The following is a 17,480-nucleotide window of genomic DNA, read 5'->3' as shown; positions in this document are numbered from 1 at the left end:
TCCCCCTTTTCTGATGTCTGGATTGAATTATAAATATATAGATGATATACTTCAGTTAAACAAAGAGGATGAAATGCAGGAATTGGATGATCTAATAAAAAGAAGATAATGCTTTTAGGCGAAAAGGAGAAAGCGAATGCAGGAAATTGATATAAAAAAAACAGGGCATAAAATTAAAGAAATGTGCAAGGTAAGAAATATATCCGTGAAAGATATTCAAGAGAAGTTACTCGTTGGATCTTTTCAGGCTGTTTACGCATGGTTTTCAGGAAAAAGTCTTCCGAGTCTGGATAATCTGTATCGCTTAAGCAGGCTGCTGAATGTTTCAATGGACTCGCTGATCGTAGGTCAGCAGGAAGAACATCCTGGTATAATGTATGTAGATAATCGTTATGAAATAAAATGGGAGAAGATACCCGACAGAATTCTGTTATATTATATGAAATTAAAGGAAGAGGCAGCTTAAGGCTGCTTTTTTGTTGAGCCATCGTAAGAGTTAATTCAATTATGAATTGAATGATTTTGGGGCTCAGCTGCGTTACAATAAGACTACATACAATATGTATTGCTAAGACTGAGGCAGAATAAGACGGAGTATCAATGGCATATCCTTCGAAAAATGCCGCGGTACCGGGAGATTGCTCCTTGTGGACACCTGATTTGGGGAGAATTTAAAGGAATTGAGATGAGGACAGAACTATGCGTTAAGATTCGTCGTAGTAACTCTATTTTAATAATTCATCATAAGTAGTATTCAGACAGTCACGTATTCCCTTTAGCTGGGAGACAGTAATATGTTGAATTCCGCGTTCGATTTTAACCAGGGTCTCACGAGTCATATTTACATCATGAAGCTGCAACTGGCCAACCAATTCCGTTTGGCCAATGCCAGCATTTAAACGTATTTCCCTTATATTCTTTCCAATATTTGCATTAGATTGTTTTATCTTTTGTTCCATAATATCATCCTCAAAAAAGTGGACTAAAATTAGTCCTATTCTGTTTATCATAGCGGTTGAAAATGATATAATGGGACTAAAATTAGTCCAAAATATGGAAGAGAATGGTATTTATTAGATTTATTTTAATGGTCCTTGCTGCTGCTCATGTTGGATGATGGCCTGACGAATTAAATAAAGAACCTCACCGTTGATAGAACGGCCATCAAATTCAGCCAGGCTTTTTAATTTCTGATGTGTTTCTGCATCTATTCGCAATCCTAAATGTTTCTCTTTTTCCATAATACATCCTTCCTACTTAAAATGAGTACATATTTAAGTTTGTACAATAAGTTCATTTTAAGTATAGAAAGTGTTATGATGTCATAAATGGACTTAAAATAAGTACACTATATTTATCAAAAGGGAGTATTTTTGAATGAAAATTAGAAGGCTTTATTATGAGGAATCTAAGATGAGTGACAGGATTATTGAAGAGAAAGTCAAGGCAAAGATGTGTAAAATGAGTGAGGAAGAACAAATTAGGGATAAAAAACAGAAACTGATGGAGGCACAGGCCATAGTTGAAATGGCGAAAATGAAAATAGATGCGAAGCTGAACAATATAAGTCAGGAACGAGTAAAACATTTTGAAAAAATGGCAAAGAAAGCACTTCATGTGGCACAGGAACTCTTCTTAAATGTGGAGATAGATTCTGAAAAAGGATATGTAGGAACAATTGAATTTACCGGCGATGCCATGATAATCAATGAGTATGTGGAGGAGAGTGTGATACAAGATTTCCGGGACTTGATGTGTTCGACGAAAGAGATTATGATCGTGCCGGCAGATAAACTTGTGAAAATTGTTTTTTATTATAGTTTATCTTAGCATGAGAAGACTCCTGCTTTTGATTAAAAGTATATGAGGAAAAAGAAATTATCGAATATTTATAAACGGCTCCTGCATACATTGTAAAAACAATGTTTGCAGGGGGATTTTTTTGAAGGATTATATTGCAAAAAGAGCCGTGGAGATTGCAAATTATATTATAGAAAATAACGCAACGGTGAGGCAGACGGCAAAACAGTTTGGAATTAGTAAGAGTACTGTACATAAAGACTGTACTGAACGTCTCCTCCAGATCAACCCGGCTTTAGCAGCAGATGCACGGAAGATACTGGATCTCAACAAGTCCGAGCGCCATATCCGCGGTGGACTTGCCACCCGAGAAAAATATTTACATATGGAACATCATTGAAGAAAGTGGTTGGAAGCTTGCTGTGCTCCCAACCATTTCACATTTCATGTCCAGAACATAGTTTCCCCTCAATAAATAGTTCTCAGTACTTCAACATTTATGTTTCCATCATCCCCTAAAAAGAGTATAATGAAAAATTAGAGCAATTCTATCAAACAGTAAACCGAGTTACTTACTTACACATATGGGGAAAATAATATGCAGAATAAGAAATGGAAAACATTCAATAAACTGACGGCAAAATGCTATAACAATATGATTCGTGCAGAAGCGGATGGAAATTGCTGGCAGCAGGCGTTCGAGCTTCTGAAGGAAATTGTTCGCGAAGAAAGACAGAATAATCCGAATTTTGCATCCGAAATAGAAATGATCGATGATATTACCGATTATGAATACGATATTCAGGGATGGATTGAGGATTGCTTTGATGAGATGGATATGAGAGGCGAGCATGAGATACTGCTGAAAATGTGCGATGATTTGCTCACTATGTTCAGCTGGCCGGACTATACCGGTTCTGATTTGAAATTCAGAAAATCATCTGCCCTCGAATCGCTCGGACGAACGGAGGAAGCGGTTCGATTTTGTAAAGAGTGGATACAGAAAGAACCTGAAAATATTATGGCGGCAACGGCAGGAGTTTACGCTTATATAAAAACAAAAGAATTTGATGCAGCGGAGAAGCTGGTGGATCAGTTTATTTTTGATAAAACAGATTGTTTAGATGAAAATGATATTATGTTTACGGCTGCATCTAAATTGTATGAAGCAGAAGGAAAGAAAAAAGAGAAAAAGCAGATCGACAAGGCGATTCAGAAATACGAAGAGTATCTGGAGAAATATTTTGATTTCCCGGATTTTGACGAGGAAGACGATGACTTTGATTTCTTTGATGAAGATCTGCCGTTTATGTAAAATTGCTTTATATAAAATAAGCGGTCTGGAAGCAATTTGCAAACCGGGGAACAGAGGATATAGGAGATGAAACAAGTAGAAATACAGAAGCGACTGCGTTTTCGAATTACGAAAAACGGATTTTTGCTGGATGAGCAGGAAGGGGAGTTCTCGGAGAAAATTCTGCCGTGGAAGGAAAAGTTCGAAGCGGACAAATGGAAGGCGTTATATGGAATCGGAGCCAGGTTTGATGAAAATCCACTTCTTTTCTTGGAATTGCGTGGAAAGTATGCTTGAAAATGCAGATGCACCCAGTGAAAGGATCATAAATGATGACCACTGGGAGAAACTGTTTGGTGTATTGTGAGCATGATGCCATTTGCATGATTTTGCACAGTAGAAAATCCCTGTATAGATTCTGAAAACTATACAGGGATTTTTGCGTCATGCATATCACAATTTGGGAGCTTCCGGTTAATTGTGAGCCGCCTCCGCCTCTTCTTTCGTGCGGTGAACCGTTCCAGCCGGGTGGTGGGGCGGTGCATAAATCGAAGAAACTTTCAAAGGCGTTCTGCCAATATTGATCACATTATGCCATGTTCCGGCTGGAACAAAAATGGTATCATCCTTGCAGACTTCCATCTGAAACTTCAATTCATTTTTGCGCTGCCCCATTTTCACCAGCGCCATTCCCTGTTCGATCCGAATAATCTGATCCGTTTCCGGATGAATTTCCAGTCCAATATCTGAACAGACAGGAATGCTCATCAGAGTCATCTGTGCGTAACGGCCCGTCCAAATGGCAGTACGGAAATTGGTGTTGTTCATTGCTTTTTGCTCGACATTTGTTACATATGGTCTGAAATCGTGAGATATATGTGGTGTGCAATTGCGAGGTATCATAGAAATAACCTTTGACGCTTTTGATATATCATATGTATTTATTTCGATTTTGGTGACTGGGCGGGGATGGGTGAACTGGAGGGACGGGTACATATCTGCAAAAGTGGCTACAGTACCCGCCCCAGTCATTTTTTCTGCAATTGTCAGTTGTCTTAAGAAGGATAAAGAGATAAAATGATGTATATCCGATGCGCAAGACTTTGGAAGGAGCAGCGAACGAAAGAAACGGATAAGAGGTATATAAAATGGCAGGGTTAGGAACAGCTATCAATACGGCGGGCGTGATGAAGATTGAAAATGGCGCACTGGTGAGCGGGCAGGCAATGATGGTCGTCCTCTGTATCGCGCTGGGCGCTCTGGTCGGAGAAATGATCAATATCGAAGAATGGTTTGAGCGGTTTGGCGAATGGTTGAAGAGGAAAACCGGAAATGCAAAAGATAAGAATTTTGTAAATGGTTTTGACTTGTTCTTTTGGAAAAGGATGCGTGTTTTCCGCAATTCCTGTTTTCGTGTTCGAAGGTGCGATCACGTTGCTGGCAACACTACTGAAACCGATCATGACGGATCTCGCGCTGAATTATCTCTCTATGATCGGTTCTATTTTGATCTTCTGTGTGGGAATAAATTTGGTCTGGGGAAAGAAAATGAGGGTTGCAAACAGGCTTCCGTCACTTGGGTTTGCGGTCATAGCGGCTTTTTTGCCGATTTCATATTAAGTTAGAATCTGGATGAGAAAATATGCTTTACTATATAGGGAACGCAATCAATAACGGGAACAAAGAAATTAAAAGATTTCTAGATTAATGAATTAATAGAGATACGATATAATTATACTATATTGGAGGGGGAGATAATCATGGCAAGAAAAATAGAGGTTGTGGACTATAATCCGGAATGGGAGAAACAGTTCAAAGAAGAGGCGAAAAAAATAAAAGCAATCCTGGGAAAAAACTGCGTGGAAATTCATCACATCGGCAGTACTTCTGTGAAGGGATTAAAGGCAAAGCCGGTGATCGACATTATGCCTGTGGTCAAAGACATTTCCCTTGTGGACGGACAGAATGCACAGTTTGAAGCTCTTGGATACGAGTGCATGGGAGAATTCGGCATTCCGGGCAGACGTTTCTACAGAAAAGGCGGAGATAACCGGACGCATCATATTCATATTTTTCAGAAAGATAATACTGACCAGATCCAGCGGCATCTGGCGGTGCGGGATTATCTAAGAAGCAACAAAGAAAAAGCAGAAGAATATGCGGACTTAAAGACGAGGCTTGCAGAAGAATTTACCTATGATAATGACGGATACTGCGAAGAAAAAGACGCATTTATGAAGGAGCTGGAGCAGGAGGCGCTTGCATGGCAGGAGGAGCAGAACCATATCGGAACCTGCATGTCTCTTGGAATGTGTTTCGGTGTGGCAATGGGAAGTGCGTTCGGAGCTGCATTTGGAAATATGTCACTCGGAATGTGCTATGGTATCGGCATAGGGATGTGCCTTGGTCTCGTAGTCGGCTATGCAAAAACGAAAAAGTAGAGGGAAAAATGGTTAGAAAAACGATAGAGTATTTCAGTATTTATCAGATCTGTGATTCGGGACAATGCTTCCGTATGACTCCGATTCATGGCGAGACGGATCCTGCTTCCGGAGAAATCCGGATGCAGGTGATTGCAGGAGACCGGTATCTCGAAATACTGCAAAATGGAAAAGAGTGCATGTTCGATTGCACCGAAGAGGAGTTTGAAGGCTTCTGGAAAGAATATTTTGATCTGGAAACGGATTATGCAAGTTATATCGCACAGATCAATCCGAATGATACTTATTTGCTAAATGCGGCTGCATTTGGTTCCGGAATGCGAATACTCAGACAGGATTTATGGGAAATGATCGTGTCCTTCTTAATTTCCCAGCAAAATAATATTCCAAGAATCCGCAAATGCATTGAAAATATTTGCCGGGAATATGGAGAAAAGAAGGAAAATGCCAAAGGGCAGACTTATTATGCATTTCCAAAACCGGAAGCACTGGCAGGACTTGACGAGGATGCGCTCAAAGCATGTAACCTGGGATATCGCAGCAAATATGTGGTGAGAAGTGCCAGAAGCATCGTTTGCGGCGAAATCGATTTAGATGCGATCCTGAACATGTCCTATAAAAAAGCGAAAGAAGAACTTCTGAAGCTTTTCGGTGTAGGGGTGAAGGTGGCGGACTGTATCTGCCTTTTTGCACTGCATCATCTGCAGGCATTTCCGGTGGATACCCATATTCATCAGGCGATGGAGGCGCACTATAAGCGGGGCTTTCCAAAACGCCGATACAAAGGAGTGGAAGGTGTGCTTCAACAATACATTTTCTATTATGAACTGGCAGGGACACCATTAGAAGCAGGTAAACGATCAAAGTAATGAAATCGTTTCCTATAGAGACAACGTAAACAGACAGCAAAAAGGAGGAGACCGAAATGATGAATGTAGTAGGAATGTTGGATGAATTACAGACAAGGGCAGCGCACAACGAAGAGTGGAAACGCCGTCTTCTGGCGACCAGGGAAGAAGCGGAGCCACTGTCAGCATTTTGCAGAGTCTGCAGGGAACTGGGATATGAGCTCTATGAAATGGATGTGATCTGTGCCGGGGAAGAATTTCATGCAGCGATGAAGAGAAGTACCAATGGCGGAGGAGAGAACTCGCCGAAGCTGGAATGGGAAGATGATTTTTATGAGCTCTTTTTTGCCGGACTGGAAGGGAAAAGACATTAAACCTGCAGATGGAACGGCATTTTCAGAAGAATATCGTTCGATGCAACTGACAGGTGACAAATTATACAGCGCAATTGGTGGTTGTCAACCGGAAAATATCCTATGATACAGACATACCCGATGAGAAAAAAGCAACGAGAAAGTTTCTTGTCAGAAAGGAAGGTCAGAAAATGATTTTAGCAGAAAAGATTATGGAAATGAGAAAGAAAAATGGCTGGTCGCAGGAAGAACTGGCATATCAGTTGGGCGTGTCACGGCAGTCTGTTTCAAAATGGGAGTCCGGAGCATCAATTCCGGATCTGGAGCGGATTCTGAAACTGAGTGAAATCTTCGGAGTCAGTACGGATTACTTATTAAAAGAAGAAATCGAGCTGGCACCTGAAATTGTAAGTGTACAGGCAGAACCGGTAGAAGAGGGAGCAGTGCTTCGGAGAGTCAGCATGGAAGAGGCTGCCGAATTTATGGAGGCACGGATCGGATCCGCCAAACAGATGGCATTGGCAGTGATGACCTGTGTTTTGTCGCCTGTTCCGCTTCTTGCACTGGGAGTACTGGCAGAAGAGACAAAAATCAGTATTTCAGAAAACCTGGCCGGAGGGGCAGGACTGATCATACTTTTACTCATGGTAGCGGCGGCCACTGCATTTTTCGTATTACACGGAATGAAGATGGAGAGATTCGAATACCTGGAAAAAGAACAGTTCTCGCTGGAATACGGTGTAGAAGGAATTGTGCGCAAACGCATGGCGGAATATGAAGGAACCTACCGAATCTGTACGATCGTCGGAATCGTTCTGTGCATTCTCAGTGCCGTCCCACTTTTTGCCGCACCGATCGTAACCGATCGGGATCTGGTATATATGTGGTGCGTGGTTGTGCTCCTTTGCATCGTATCTGTAGCAGTATTCTTATTTGTAGTCTCAGGACAGACGAGAGGTTGCTATCAGATGCTCCTTCAGGAAGGCGATTACACCTACGAAAAGAAAATGGAGCAAAAGAAAACAGCACGAATCAGCAGCATTTACTGGTGTGTTATAACAGCAATTTATCTGGGAATCAGTTTCTATACGAATGCATGGCACAGAACCTGGATCGTCTGGCCGTGTGCCGGAGTCCTGTATGCGGCTGTGATCGGAATCGCACTGATCGTGAAAGGTGATGAGAGAAAGAAATGTTGAGGTTGCGAAATTCTGCAACCTCATTTATAATGAAATCATTACAACAAAAATAGGGAGGAAAACTTGTGAAGAACGAATTAGTAATTGTCCTCGATTTCGGCGGACAGTATAATCAGTTAATTGCAAGACGTGTCAGAGAGTGTAATGTATATTGTGAAGTTCATCCATATACTCTGAGCCTGGATAAGATCAAGGAAATGAATCCGAAGGGAATCATTTTCACAGGCGGACCGAACAGCGTTTATGATGAAGCGTCACCACGTTATGAGAAAGCAATCCTGGAACTCGGCATTCCGGTGCTGGGTATCTGTTACGGCTCACAGCTTATGGCATATCTGATGGGCGGAAGCGTAGAAACTGCTCCGGTGAGCGAATATGGCAAAACAGAAGTAAAGGTAGATCCTGCATCCGCTTTATTTGAAGGAGTTTCCGAATCCACCATTTGCTGGATGAGTCACACCGACTACATTGCAAATGCACCGGAAGGATTCAGAATTACCGCAACAACACCGGTATGTCCGGTAGCTGCAATGGAATGTGCAGAGAAGAAATTATATGCAGTTCAGTTCCATCCGGAAGTTATGCATACCCAGGAAGGAACAAAGATGCTCTCCAATTTCGTTTATAAAGTGTGCGAATGCAAAGGAGACTGGCAGATGGGATCCTTCGTAGAGAAGACCATTCAGGATGTACGCGAAAAAGTCGGAGACGGAAAAGTGCTCTGCGCACTGTCCGGCGGAGTTGACTCTTCCGTGGCAGCCGTACTTCTGTCAAAAGCAGTCGGAAAGCAGCTCACCTGCGTATTCGTAGACCATGGCCTTCTGCGTAAAAATGAAGGCGACGAAGTAGAAGCCGTATTCGGGCCGGAAGGACCATACGACCTGAATTTCATCCGTGTAAACGCACAGGATCGTTTCTATGCAAAACTCGCCGGCGTAACCGAACCGGAAGCAAAGAGAAAGATTATCGGTGAAGAATTTATCCGTGTATTTGAAGAAGAAGCAAAGAAGATCGGTGCGGTAGACTTCCTCGTTCAGGGAACCATTTACCCGGATGTCATCGAATCCGGACTTGGAAAATCCGCAGTGATCAAGAGCCACCACAATGTAGGCGGACTTCCGGACTGTGTGGATTTCAAAGAGATCGTGGAACCGCTCAGACTTCTCTTCAAAGATGAAGTGCGCAAAGCCGGAAGAGAACTTGGAATTCCGGAATACCTTGTAAGCAGACAGCCATTCCCGGGACCGGGACTTGGAATCCGTATCATCGGGGAAGTAACGGCTGAGAAGGTGAAGATCGTTCAGGATGCAGATGCAATTTACCGGGAAGAGATTGCGAAAGCTGGCATCGATACCGGACTTGGACAGTATTTTGCAGCACTTACCAATATGAGATCCGTCGGAGTAATGGGAGATTTCAGAACGTATGACTATGCAGTGGCGCTTCGAGCTGTAAATACGAGTGACTTTATGACCGCTGAGGCGGCGGAAATTCCGTATGAAGTGCTGAATAAGTGCATGAACAGGATTATTAATGAGGTGAAAGGGGTTAATCGAGTCATGTATGATCTGACCTCGAAACCGCCGGGGACGATTGAGTTTGAGTAAGGAATAGACCTTAAAAAGTCCAGTATTTATGTGACTTCCAAACAAATTTGTTTAAGCGCTGGCAACACTTTGGCAACAGATTTTCCTTATTCAATGAATAAGATTACTTTATGAGCATAAGAAAACCTTACTGATTTTCAGAAATGACAACTGAAAATTGGTAAGGTTTTTTGATGTCTATTTTTTCTTTTTGCGTTTCGCTTCTTTCTTTTCTTCTTTTTCCATTTCTTTCAATCCAGCGAGAAGCATATCGCTGATTTCCTGTGAAGGAACCTTAGCCCAGTTTTGGTGTGTATCCAGTTCCGGATATTTGTAACGCCATTCATCGTATTCCTCTTTGGTGCTTTCGCTATTCTCCAGCTTCTTGGCTTCTGCGAGCCATGTACGTAGCATCTTATCCATTGAGGCGTGGGTGGAATTGTTGGATTTATCTAGACGAAGGACTACTTCACCATCCATTTCGTCAATTTTCAGTCCATACATATCTTCCAATGCAAAAAAGGTGTGCATAAGACCGATGTAGGTATCTATATCCGGTACGGTAAGTGCATGGGTGCTGACATCAAAGATACCAGCCATTTCTTTTACGAGGTCATGCTTGGGTATCCTTGCTTCTGATTCGTATTGTGCCATACGGACATCAGAAGTCTTGCCAAGAAAGCCGAGAACTTCTCCAAGCTGCTTTTGTGTCATGCCTTTTCTGTTACGGAAAAATCGAATTCGTTGTCCGATTGCCATAGTTATGCCTCCTTGTTTTCCGAAGGAAAATGCGACTGCCATTGCAGGAACAGAGGCATTGCCTCCTGTCATGTTGTTGCCATTTATCTGTTAGGTAAAACAGAAATGTTTAAGTATAGTATAACATGTGTCAATGAGGATAGCAAGAAGAACTTAAATAAAAATGTTTAATATTTTTCTGAAAACCACTTGACTTAACGGAAAATGTTTAGTATTATACAAAACACAGACTTAAACAAAAAGAGTTAAGCATAAAACTAAATGACCGTCCAAGCAGATACCATCCGGCAAAGTATGCCAAGACCGAAAGCGAGCGTACCAAAGATGGAAACACGACAAAGTACCACACAAGGCAACTTGTCAGGAACCTGTAAGGGAGAGCGGCAAATCAGAATTTTTAAGAAAGGGGGAAACCACATGGAGAGCAAGAACTTTATGACGGTGGACGAAGTGGCGCAGGAGCTTAATGTTTCCAAGTCCTATGCCTACAAGGTTGTCAGAGAGCTGAATGCGGAAATGCAGAAGCTTGGCTATCTGACAGTTACAGGAAGAGTGAATACCAGCTTCTTCCGCAAGAAGTTATGTTACAGCGAATAAAACAGGAGAGGAGATGATGTAATGGCTGTATACAAAGACGGAGACAAATGGCGTGTCATTTACCGCTATACCAATTATAAGGGCGAGCGTAAGCAGACACAGAAACGAGGATTTGCAACCAAGCGTGAAGCGGTTGCATGGGAGCATGAGGTCATGTTAAAGAGTGATTCCAAGCTGGACATGACCTTTGCCAGCTTCTTTGAGATTTACGAGGAAGATAAGAAAAAGAGGGTAAAGGAAAACACATGGGAGTCCAAAAGCCATGTTATCCGTACCAAGATACTTCCCTACTTTGGGGAGCGTAAGATTGCGGAGATTGAGCCGAAGGATGTAATTGCATGGCAGAATGAACTTCTTGCCTATAAGGGGGAGAATGGGGAAGTATATTCCCCGACTTACCTTAAAACCATTCACAGCCAGCTCAGTGCCATTTTCAATCATGCAGTAAGATATTATCATTTGCCTTCTAATCCGGCGCAGAGAGCCGGAACAATGGGAAGCGAGGAACACAAGAAAATGCTGTTCTGGACGAAAGAGGAATATCTGAAATTTGCGGATGTGATGATGGATAAGCCTGTTTCCTATTATGCGTTTGAAATGCTCTACTGGACGGGAATCCGGTGTGGGGAGTTGCTTGCCCTTACACCAAAGGACTTTAATTTTGAGCGTCAGGAGATGACCATCAATAAGTCCTATCAGCGGTTAAACGGTAGGGATGTGATTACCACACCGAAAACCAAGAAAAGTAACCGGACAATCAAAATGCCGAAGTTTTTGTGTGAGGAAATGCAGGAGTATATCGGTATGTTGTATGAGATTGGGGAGGATGAAAGGCTGTTCCAGATTACAAAATCGTATCTGCATCATGAGATGGACAGAGGTGCAAAGGCTGCAGGAGTAAAGCGTATCCGTATTCATGATTTAAGGCATAGTGCAATTTCATTACTAATTGAGATGGGATTTTCTGCTCTGGCAATTGCGGAAAGGGTAGGACATGAAAGTATTGATATTACTTACCGGTATGCACACTTATTTCCGACGAAGCAGACGGAAATGGCAGATAAGTTGGATGTGGAGAGAATGGAAGGAGACGAAGCATGGACAAGACCTTAGATTACAAGGGTAGATGGAGAAACAAGACAGTAGCGTTTCGGGTATCAGAGGAAGAAGCGAAGCTCATCAATGATTGTGTGGCATTATCGGGATTAACTAAGCAGGATTATATTGTTAGACGGTTGCAATGCCGGGATGTGGTGGTACAGGGCAATCCGAGAGTGTATAAGGCACTGCGCAATCAGATGGCAGATATTTATGAGGAATTGAAGCGTTTGGAGCGTTGCAGTGAAGCAAATGATGAATTGCTTTATACCATACAACTGATAGCGGAAACTATGAACGGATTGAAGGGAGAATGTCCTCTGTTCGCTGAGAGCAGCTCGCATTTTCCTTCGGAAAACAAGGAGGACACAGAATGAGTGTAAAAGAAAAAGCGACTGCTCCGGTTTCATCTGTTGGCGCAGATGGGAAGCAGCCACTATGTAAAAATAACAAGGAAAGTATAGCAGATTTGCCCGATAAGGGCAATCTGCAAGCCACAAATAATCGTGGCTGCGGTACAGAAATTTCGACAGAGAAAAGAGATAGGATTGATGGATTAGAGACAGTATCCATGACCGAACTTTACGATACTGTTTATCCACCCAAGATACCGATTGTGGATGGACTGATTTATGCAGGTACTTATCTATTTGTGGGTGCACCAAAGGTAGGTAAATCCTTCTTTATGGCACAGCTCGGCTACCATGTAAGCATGGGGCTTGATTTGTGGGATTATCCGGTGCGGAAGGGCACGGTTTTGTATCTGGCATTAGAGGATGATTATGCAAGATTGCAGAAGCGTTTATCAAGGATGTTTGGTATGGAAAGCAGTGAAAATTTCTACTTTGCCACACAGTCCAAAACTCTAAATGAGGGATTGGAAGAACAGCTTAACCAGTTCGTAAAAGAGCATACAGATGCAAGACTGATTATCATTGATACCTTGCAGAAGGTAAGGGAAGTTGGTGGAGATAAATTCAGCTATGCCAGTGACTATGAGATTGTAACCAGGCTGAAAGCTTTTAGTGATGAACATGGTATCTGTCTGCTGGTGGTACACCACACAAGAAAGATGGAGTCCTCTGACAGCTTCGATATGATTTCCGGCACTAACGGATTGCTGGGAGCTGCGGACGGAGCATTTGTTATGCAGAAGGAGAAGAGAACGGATAACAAGGCTGTATTAGAGGTGGCTGGGCGTGACCAGCAAGACCAACGGTTGCTCCTTGATTTTGACAGGGAGCAATGTGTGTGGAAGCTGACAAAGGCAGAAACAGAACTTTGGAAAGAGCCGGCTGATCCAATACTGGAAGCTGTTGCAAAAGTGGTATCAGAGGAACAGCCATTGTGGAGCGGAACAGCTTCGGAATTGTTACAGCTTCTGCCGGATTTGGATATGCAACCGAATGTACTTACAAGGAAATTAAACATTGGAGCAGAGCAGTTGTTTGTGAATTATGGCATCCGCTATGCAAGCAACAGAGAGCATAGCGGACGAATGATAAAGCTGGAGCTTGTAAAAGGGTAAGCGTGACGATATGTGACGGTTGTGACGGTATTTTAGGTATCGGGTACGGTATAGAAAATATCGTCACTATCGTCACGACCGTCACGGATGATGATGGAAAGGATGGATTGATGGGATTGAAAAATGTGCAGATTTCCGAGGAATTGTTCTTTGCACTTTTAAAATATCATTTGGTGGAAATAGATGATGTTTTACCACAGATAAAGAATGGTTTGGAAGAAAAATTGGAAGCTATGGTAAAGCGGGATTTATACACAAAATATAAGACTGCTCCAACCGAGGAAGAAAGAGAAAAGGCAAGGCAGGAGTATCTGGAAAAGGTGGGAATGCACCGGAGCTTTCGATGGTAAATTTTTTCCTTCGGTGTGTAGGACGGGAGCGTGCCACGCTCCTGTATATGGCAGTTAAGGAGAAAGCCGGATTAGGGTGTAATGGCAAAAGAGGACTACACTCACAAGCCCTCGGCGTATGAGAGCGAAATACACCCATCGCACAAATCGGAGATTTGTACTCTGTGTATTTCGCCCTTGCAGGGGGCAAATTTACGCAAGCGTAAATTATAAATGCTGTCGCATTTATGGCTGTGCCGGATACGGCAGATGGTTCGTAAACGGATGCTTAAGCATCCACTCACGATAGCAAAAGTCGCTATCATTTTTCAAAGAAAGGGGGCTATGCCTATTGTAAGAAATTCATTTATACAGATGTCAAAACTGCCTAATGTGAAAGGCAGAATCAGCTATATATCGAGCAAAGCAAGACAGGAAAATTTGTATGCAGTTTATGAAACAACTGACCGCAAATTTTGGAAGGAGCTTGCCAAGTGCAATCAAGAGGAATTTAGGGAAAGCGGAACGAAAGGAAACTGTATTGAAGCAAGAGAATTGATTATTGCTCTGCCGGAAAGTTTTGTAGATTATGAGCCGGGCAAGTTGCTCAAACTGTTCACAGAACACTTTAAGCAGAATTATGGCGTGGAATGTATTTCAGCTTTGCACCACAACAAACGCAAGACCAATTATCATATCCATCTTATCTTTTCGGAGCGAAAACTGCTTGATGAGCCTGTGGAGAAGATTGCAACAAGAAATATGTTTTATGACGAAAATGGAAAACATGTACGCACTAAAAAAGAGATACTGGATGAAGTCGGACAGCTTCGGAGTGGCTGTAAAATTATTCCTAAGGGCGAGGTATATGAGCGTAATCTTTTTACCATAAAGGACGGCCGATTTAAGAGCGACAGCTTCCTTGATGTAGTGAAACGCTCCTACACTGACCTCATCAATATTTATGTAAAAGATGACAAGCAAAAGCTCAAGGTTTTTGACAGAAACGGTGTGTATCTGCCTACAAAAAAGATTGGCAAGAACAACCCAAAAGCAGAGCAGATAAAGACCGATAATCAGTATCGTACCATGTGGAATCAGACGGTGGATAGGGCGTTGATTAGCGGTGTGCCGGAGGGACAGATTTTGGAAGTGAAGCAGAGCGAAATCGGACATAAAGTAAAGGCTTCCATTCAGAAGTCGGGAAGAAATCCGGCACTGCTAAAAAGCCTGATTATGACCGCTATTTATGCGCTGGAGCTTCTCATTGGCAAGGTGTTCAAAATGGCTTCACAAAAGGCAGATAAGGGCATAGAAACAGTTATTAAAGCAGAGCCGGAGCAGACACCTGTTAAGGCGATAAAATCGTTTGTAAAAGTCAAGAGTGAGCCTGTGCCGGAAATGCCTAAGAAGTCAGCACTTGCTTCAAAATATCCGAGGCTTGTGGATATTTATAAAAAACTGGAGAAACAGAATGCTGCCATTTTTGAAAGGGAGAGGCAGCTTGCGAATGTGGAGAAGGAGCTTGCCGGAGCAAAGGGCATCTTCAAGGCAAAACAGCGTAAGGAGTTGCAGGAGCAGGCTGAACAGCTAAAGACACAGATAGCCAATATGAAGCAGTATTTATCGAGTATCGTGCAAGGTTATGGCTATAAGAATGTGAAGGAGTTTCTGGCTGAATTTAAGGCTTCTAAAGCGGAATATGCAGATTATCAGTCGGCAGTTGCAAAGTGGGAACAGCAGACCGGAAATAAGGCAGAAGCGGACAGTATGAAAGCGAGATTGCAGAGGAAGCAACAGGAAGTAAAGGAGCGGGAAAATAGCAGACAGAGCCACCGTAGAAGGAAGGATAAAGGTGGCAGATAAAATATTGATTATACAATTCATGTCGAAAAATAATATAGTATTATGTTGGCTAGTGATGACACAAAACAATGTAGGTTGTATAATTATGGCAAGAAATAAAGGAGGTATTTGACATGGGTATTATGTTATCAGATGATAGTAAAATTGGTGCATTGAATTGCATACAAAGTTCTATTACGGTTACAGATGATATAGTCAGGGGAGTCTATATGTGTGACTGTACTGGTTGTTCAAATGGTTGTTTTGAGACTTGCGCAGATGGACAGGGTCCGACAGACTAATATGAAGATTAAACAAGACCCATATTCTACAAGTTTTAGTCCAACTTTATGTGTAACACATAGTTGCAATTTGTCATGTGTTTATTGTTATCAAAAAAACAAAAGCAATAAACACATGACTTTTACTATTGCACAGAAATGTATAGATGATATTTTTGAGAATATTCCAGAAGGAACTAAAATGATTGAAATATCATTTATAGGTGGGGAACCATTACTTGAAATGGAACTACTCAAAAATGTATATGAGTATACTATGAGTAAATACAAAGATGATAGACTTATGTTTTTTGCAACGACCAATGGTACTGTGTTATCAAGCGAAGATAAGGAGTGGTTTAGGAAACATAAGGAACGATTTGTATTAGGACTAAGCTTGGACGGAACTCCCCAAACACATAATAAAAATAGGTCTAATTCTTATGATAAGATAGACATTCCTTTTTTTATTAGCACATGGCCCAAACAGGGTCCTAAAATGACTATTTCAAAAAGTACTATTCAAAATTTGGCAAATGATATTATATATATACATGAACAAGGTTTTAAGTATATTAATGGTGTTAATTTTGCCGAGGGAGATTTTGATTGGGGAAATAAGGACGATTTGCGGATACTGTCACAACAATTGCGTAAGTTGTTAGAATATTATACAGAACATTGTGATTTGAATTTAGATCAAATGTATGGCAAGCATATTGAGTTTTGTTCTAGTGATAATGTGGAAAAACATAAATCATGTGGTATCGGAACGAGTACTGTTTTTTATGATGTTGATGGAAAAAAATATCCTTGTAGTTTTATAACACCATTGACGTTTGCAGAAGAAGAACTTGAAGAAATTAACAGTGTTGATTTCTATAAATATGAGGATTTTGTTGATAGGAATTGCCTTGAAACTTGTTATTTGTTCCCGGTATGTAGTTCATGCTCAGGTGCAAATTATTTGGTGAATCATACATTTTCACAGAGAATAAAAACTAGATGTGAAATGAATAAGCTAATAAGTTTGTATATAGCAGAGTTACATATGAGAAGAATAATCAATCATAGAGAACTGTATAAGGACGATAACCAGTTATATTTCCTTATAGAGGCAATTAAAGGTATAAAAGAAAACTACTACGAGGAATTTAAAGAATATTTAGACATATAATTGATGCAGCAAGGATATAGGAATTCCTTGCTGCGTTTTTTATTATTTTATAATTATAAGCATTCTACTAGGATATATAACAAATGTGCCAGAAGATATGAAGATGCGATTGATTGAGGAAAACGATGGAAAAGGAGAAACAAATTAAGAAGTTGGGAATACCGGAATTGGAAGAAAGAATAAAGGCACAGGAAATAGAAAGTGTTTTTTGTAGAGAAAATATATATGAGGGAAATAATCAAGTACGTCAATTGAATAGAGTTTGGGCTGTTAATGAGAAAATTGTGTAACAATATCCGGTATTGCGTGAAGGAAGTGGTATTGAGAGATAAGGGATATCCATAT

23 protein-coding genes are annotated in these 17,480 nt (G+C 41.5%); 19 read left to right on the top strand and 4 right to left on the bottom strand.

Going from position 1 to position 17,480, the window contains the following annotated elements; all coding sequences use genetic code 11:
- Positions 1 to 136: 136 nt before the first annotated feature.
- Entirely contained in the window at positions 137 to 466 is a 330-nt protein-coding gene (locus ACTNA4_RS09530) for a helix-turn-helix domain-containing protein (protein ID WP_427807591.1), read from the top strand.
- Positions 467 to 725: 259 nt separating this feature from the next.
- On the opposite strand, the gene ACTNA4_RS09525 is transcribed toward ACTNA4_RS09530, so the two are convergent.
- Both ACTNA4_RS09525 and ACTNA4_RS09520 read right to left on the bottom strand, forming a co-directional pair.
- The gene (locus ACTNA4_RS09525) at positions 726 to 959 is read right to left on the bottom strand and encodes a helix-turn-helix domain-containing protein (protein ID WP_427807589.1); all 234 of its coding nucleotides are present in this window, start codon (positions 957 to 959) and stop codon (positions 726 to 728) included.
- Between the two features lie 120 nt (positions 960 to 1,079).
- Positions 1,080 to 1,241 carry an Arc family DNA-binding protein gene (locus tag ACTNA4_RS09520; RefSeq protein WP_427807587.1) on the bottom strand — a complete coding sequence of 54 codons (162 nt, stop codon included), beginning with the start codon at positions 1,239 to 1,241 and terminating at the stop codon, positions 1,080 to 1,082.
- A 136-nt stretch (positions 1,242 to 1,377) separates the two neighbouring features.
- On the opposite strand from ACTNA4_RS09520, the gene ACTNA4_RS09515 reads away from it, so the two are divergent.
- The 4 genes from ACTNA4_RS09515 (at position 1,378) to ACTNA4_RS09500 (ending at position 3,391) form a co-directional block, all read left to right on the top strand.
- Positions 1,378 to 1,830, top strand: coding sequence for a hypothetical protein (locus ACTNA4_RS09515; protein WP_441029793.1), 453 nt, complete (start codon positions 1,378 to 1,380; stop codon positions 1,828 to 1,830).
- A gap of 112 nt (positions 1,831 to 1,942) precedes the next feature.
- The gene (gene spoIIID / locus ACTNA4_RS09510) at positions 1,943 to 2,200 is read left to right on the top strand and encodes a sporulation transcriptional regulator SpoIIID (RefSeq protein WP_427807583.1); all 258 of its coding nucleotides are present in this window, start codon (positions 1,943 to 1,945) and stop codon (positions 2,198 to 2,200) included.
- A gap of 198 nt (positions 2,201 to 2,398) precedes the next feature.
- A complete protein-coding gene (locus ACTNA4_RS09505; RefSeq protein WP_427820698.1) occupies positions 2,399 to 3,115 on the top strand; it encodes a tetratricopeptide repeat protein in 717 nt (238 codons plus the stop codon).
- A gap of 66 nt (positions 3,116 to 3,181) precedes the next feature.
- Positions 3,182 to 3,391, top strand: coding sequence for a hypothetical protein (locus ACTNA4_RS09500; protein WP_441018722.1), 210 nt, complete (start codon positions 3,182 to 3,184; stop codon positions 3,389 to 3,391).
- Positions 3,392 to 3,568: 177 nt separating this feature from the next.
- Here the strand turns inward: ACTNA4_RS09500 and ACTNA4_RS09495 are convergent, their stop codons facing one another.
- Positions 3,569 to 3,922, bottom strand: a complete 354-nt coding sequence (locus tag ACTNA4_RS09495) for a cupin domain-containing protein (RefSeq protein WP_427808835.1) — start codon at positions 3,920 to 3,922, stop codon at positions 3,569 to 3,571.
- A gap of 320 nt (positions 3,923 to 4,242) precedes the next feature.
- Between ACTNA4_RS09495 and ACTNA4_RS09490 the strand changes: the two genes are divergently transcribed.
- From ACTNA4_RS09490 to guaA, 6 genes are all read left to right on the top strand, one after another.
- Positions 4,243 to 4,719, top strand: coding sequence for a DUF554 family protein (locus tag ACTNA4_RS09490; protein ID WP_441029791.1), 477 nt, complete (start codon positions 4,243 to 4,245; stop codon positions 4,717 to 4,719).
- A gap of 135 nt (positions 4,720 to 4,854) precedes the next feature.
- Positions 4,855 to 5,535: a GrpB family protein gene (locus tag ACTNA4_RS09485; protein WP_441029790.1), complete on the top strand. Its 681-nt coding sequence runs from the start codon at positions 4,855 to 4,857 to the stop codon at positions 5,533 to 5,535.
- A gap of 8 nt (positions 5,536 to 5,543) precedes the next feature.
- Complete coding sequence (locus tag ACTNA4_RS09480) at positions 5,544 to 6,404, top strand: DNA glycosylase (protein WP_441029788.1); 861 nt, start codon at positions 5,544 to 5,546, stop codon at positions 6,402 to 6,404.
- Between the two features lie 56 nt (positions 6,405 to 6,460).
- Complete coding sequence (locus tag ACTNA4_RS09475; RefSeq protein ID WP_427808839.1) at positions 6,461 to 6,757, top strand: hypothetical protein; 297 nt, start codon at positions 6,461 to 6,463, stop codon at positions 6,755 to 6,757.
- 170 nt (positions 6,758 to 6,927) lie between these two features.
- Positions 6,928 to 7,935, top strand: a complete 1,008-nt coding sequence (locus ACTNA4_RS09470; protein WP_441029786.1) for a helix-turn-helix domain-containing protein — start codon at positions 6,928 to 6,930, stop codon at positions 7,933 to 7,935.
- A gap of 65 nt (positions 7,936 to 8,000) precedes the next feature.
- Positions 8,001 to 9,542 carry a glutamine-hydrolyzing GMP synthase gene (gene guaA, locus ACTNA4_RS09465; protein WP_441018710.1) on the top strand — a complete coding sequence of 514 codons (1,542 nt, stop codon included), beginning with the start codon at positions 8,001 to 8,003 and terminating at the stop codon, positions 9,540 to 9,542.
- 177 nt (positions 9,543 to 9,719) lie between these two features.
- Here guaA and ACTNA4_RS09460 read toward each other — a convergent pair whose 3' ends face one another.
- Positions 9,720 to 10,280: a helix-turn-helix domain-containing protein gene (locus tag ACTNA4_RS09460; protein WP_441029784.1), complete on the bottom strand. Its 561-nt coding sequence runs from the start codon at positions 10,278 to 10,280 to the stop codon at positions 9,720 to 9,722.
- A gap of 417 nt (positions 10,281 to 10,697) precedes the next feature.
- Here ACTNA4_RS09460 and ACTNA4_RS09455 point away from each other — a divergent pair, with 417 nt between their 5' ends.
- The 8 genes from ACTNA4_RS09455 (at position 10,698) to ACTNA4_RS09420 (ending at position 17,425) form a co-directional block, all read left to right on the top strand.
- The gene (locus ACTNA4_RS09455) at positions 10,698 to 10,877 is read left to right on the top strand and encodes a DNA-binding protein (protein WP_441029782.1); all 180 of its coding nucleotides are present in this window, start codon (positions 10,698 to 10,700) and stop codon (positions 10,875 to 10,877) included.
- A 21-nt stretch (positions 10,878 to 10,898) separates the two neighbouring features.
- Entirely contained in the window at positions 10,899 to 11,990 is a 1,092-nt protein-coding gene (locus tag ACTNA4_RS09450; protein ID WP_441029780.1) for a tyrosine-type recombinase/integrase, read from the top strand.
- On the top strand, positions 11,975 to 12,352 hold the full coding sequence (locus tag ACTNA4_RS09445; protein WP_441029778.1) for a plasmid mobilization protein: 378 nt from the start codon (positions 11,975 to 11,977) through the stop codon (positions 12,350 to 12,352). The genes ACTNA4_RS09450 and ACTNA4_RS09445 overlap by 16 nt, the downstream gene beginning before the upstream one ends.
- The gene (locus ACTNA4_RS09440; RefSeq protein WP_441029776.1) at positions 12,349 to 13,503 is read left to right on the top strand and encodes an AAA family ATPase; all 1,155 of its coding nucleotides are present in this window, start codon (positions 12,349 to 12,351) and stop codon (positions 13,501 to 13,503) included. The genes ACTNA4_RS09445 and ACTNA4_RS09440 overlap by 4 nt, the downstream gene beginning before the upstream one ends.
- Before the next feature lie 2 nt (positions 13,504 to 13,505).
- Positions 13,506 to 13,853, top strand: coding sequence for a complexin-2 (locus ACTNA4_RS09435; RefSeq protein ID WP_441029774.1), 348 nt, complete (start codon positions 13,506 to 13,508; stop codon positions 13,851 to 13,853).
- Between the two features lie 324 nt (positions 13,854 to 14,177).
- Positions 14,178 to 15,698 carry a MobA/MobL family protein gene (locus tag ACTNA4_RS09430; protein ID WP_441029772.1) on the top strand — a complete coding sequence of 507 codons (1,521 nt, stop codon included), beginning with the start codon at positions 14,178 to 14,180 and terminating at the stop codon, positions 15,696 to 15,698.
- 213 nt (positions 15,699 to 15,911) lie between these two features.
- The gene (locus ACTNA4_RS09425; protein ID WP_441029770.1) at positions 15,912 to 17,135 is read left to right on the top strand and encodes a radical SAM protein; all 1,224 of its coding nucleotides are present in this window, start codon (positions 15,912 to 15,914) and stop codon (positions 17,133 to 17,135) included.
- A 125-nt stretch (positions 17,136 to 17,260) separates the two neighbouring features.
- A complete protein-coding gene (locus ACTNA4_RS09420; RefSeq protein ID WP_441029768.1) occupies positions 17,261 to 17,425 on the top strand; it encodes a hypothetical protein in 165 nt (54 codons plus the stop codon).
- Positions 17,426 to 17,480: the final 55 nt, after the last annotated feature.

Source organism: Bariatricus sp. HCP28S3_A7 (genome assembly GCF_052066375.1).
In the GTDB taxonomy this organism is placed as follows: Bacteria; Bacillota; Clostridia; order Lachnospirales; family Lachnospiraceae; genus Allocoprococcus.
Note: the sequence above shows the minus strand (reverse complement) of the source record. Positions and strands in the feature narration are given on the sequence as shown.

Bases quoted from the DNA above. Each gene is read 5' to 3' on its own strand.
- ACTNA4_RS09530 (WP_427807591.1), top strand. From the start codon at position 137: ATGCAGGAAATTGATATAAAAAAAACAGGGCATAAAATTAAAGAAATG.
- ACTNA4_RS09525 (WP_427807589.1), bottom strand. From the start codon at position 959: ATGGAACAAAAGATAAAACAATCTAATGCAAATATTGGAAAGAATATA.
- ACTNA4_RS09520 (WP_427807587.1), bottom strand. From the start codon at position 1,241: ATGGAAAAAGAGAAACATTTAGGATTGCGAATAGATGCAGAAACACAT.
- ACTNA4_RS09515 (WP_441029793.1), top strand. From the start codon at position 1,378: ATGAAAATTAGAAGGCTTTATTATGAGGAATCTAAGATGAGTGACAGG.
- ACTNA4_RS09505 (WP_427820698.1), top strand. From the start codon at position 2,399: ATGCAGAATAAGAAATGGAAAACATTCAATAAACTGACGGCAAAATGC.
- ACTNA4_RS09500 (WP_441018722.1), top strand. From the start codon at position 3,182: ATGAAACAAGTAGAAATACAGAAGCGACTGCGTTTTCGAATTACGAAA.
- ACTNA4_RS09495 (WP_427808835.1), bottom strand. From the start codon at position 3,922: ATGAACAACACCAATTTCCGTACTGCCATTTGGACGGGCCGTTACGCA.
- ACTNA4_RS09490 (WP_441029791.1), top strand. From the start codon at position 4,243: ATGGCAGGGTTAGGAACAGCTATCAATACGGCGGGCGTGATGAAGATT.
- ACTNA4_RS09485 (WP_441029790.1), top strand. From the start codon at position 4,855: ATGGCAAGAAAAATAGAGGTTGTGGACTATAATCCGGAATGGGAGAAA.
- ACTNA4_RS09480 (WP_441029788.1), top strand. From the start codon at position 5,544: ATGGTTAGAAAAACGATAGAGTATTTCAGTATTTATCAGATCTGTGAT.
- ACTNA4_RS09475 (WP_427808839.1), top strand. From the start codon at position 6,461: ATGATGAATGTAGTAGGAATGTTGGATGAATTACAGACAAGGGCAGCG.
- ACTNA4_RS09470 (WP_441029786.1), top strand. From the start codon at position 6,928: ATGATTTTAGCAGAAAAGATTATGGAAATGAGAAAGAAAAATGGCTGG.
- ACTNA4_RS09460 (WP_441029784.1), bottom strand. From the start codon at position 10,280: ATGGCAATCGGACAACGAATTCGATTTTTCCGTAACAGAAAAGGCATG.
- ACTNA4_RS09455 (WP_441029782.1), top strand. From the start codon at position 10,698: ATGGAGAGCAAGAACTTTATGACGGTGGACGAAGTGGCGCAGGAGCTT.
- ACTNA4_RS09450 (WP_441029780.1), top strand. From the start codon at position 10,899: ATGGCTGTATACAAAGACGGAGACAAATGGCGTGTCATTTACCGCTAT.
- ACTNA4_RS09445 (WP_441029778.1), top strand. From the start codon at position 11,975: ATGGACAAGACCTTAGATTACAAGGGTAGATGGAGAAACAAGACAGTA.
- ACTNA4_RS09440 (WP_441029776.1), top strand. From the start codon at position 12,349: ATGAGTGTAAAAGAAAAAGCGACTGCTCCGGTTTCATCTGTTGGCGCA.
- ACTNA4_RS09430 (WP_441029772.1), top strand. From the start codon at position 14,178: ATGCCTATTGTAAGAAATTCATTTATACAGATGTCAAAACTGCCTAAT.
- ACTNA4_RS09420 (WP_441029768.1), top strand. From the start codon at position 17,261: ATGGAAAAGGAGAAACAAATTAAGAAGTTGGGAATACCGGAATTGGAA.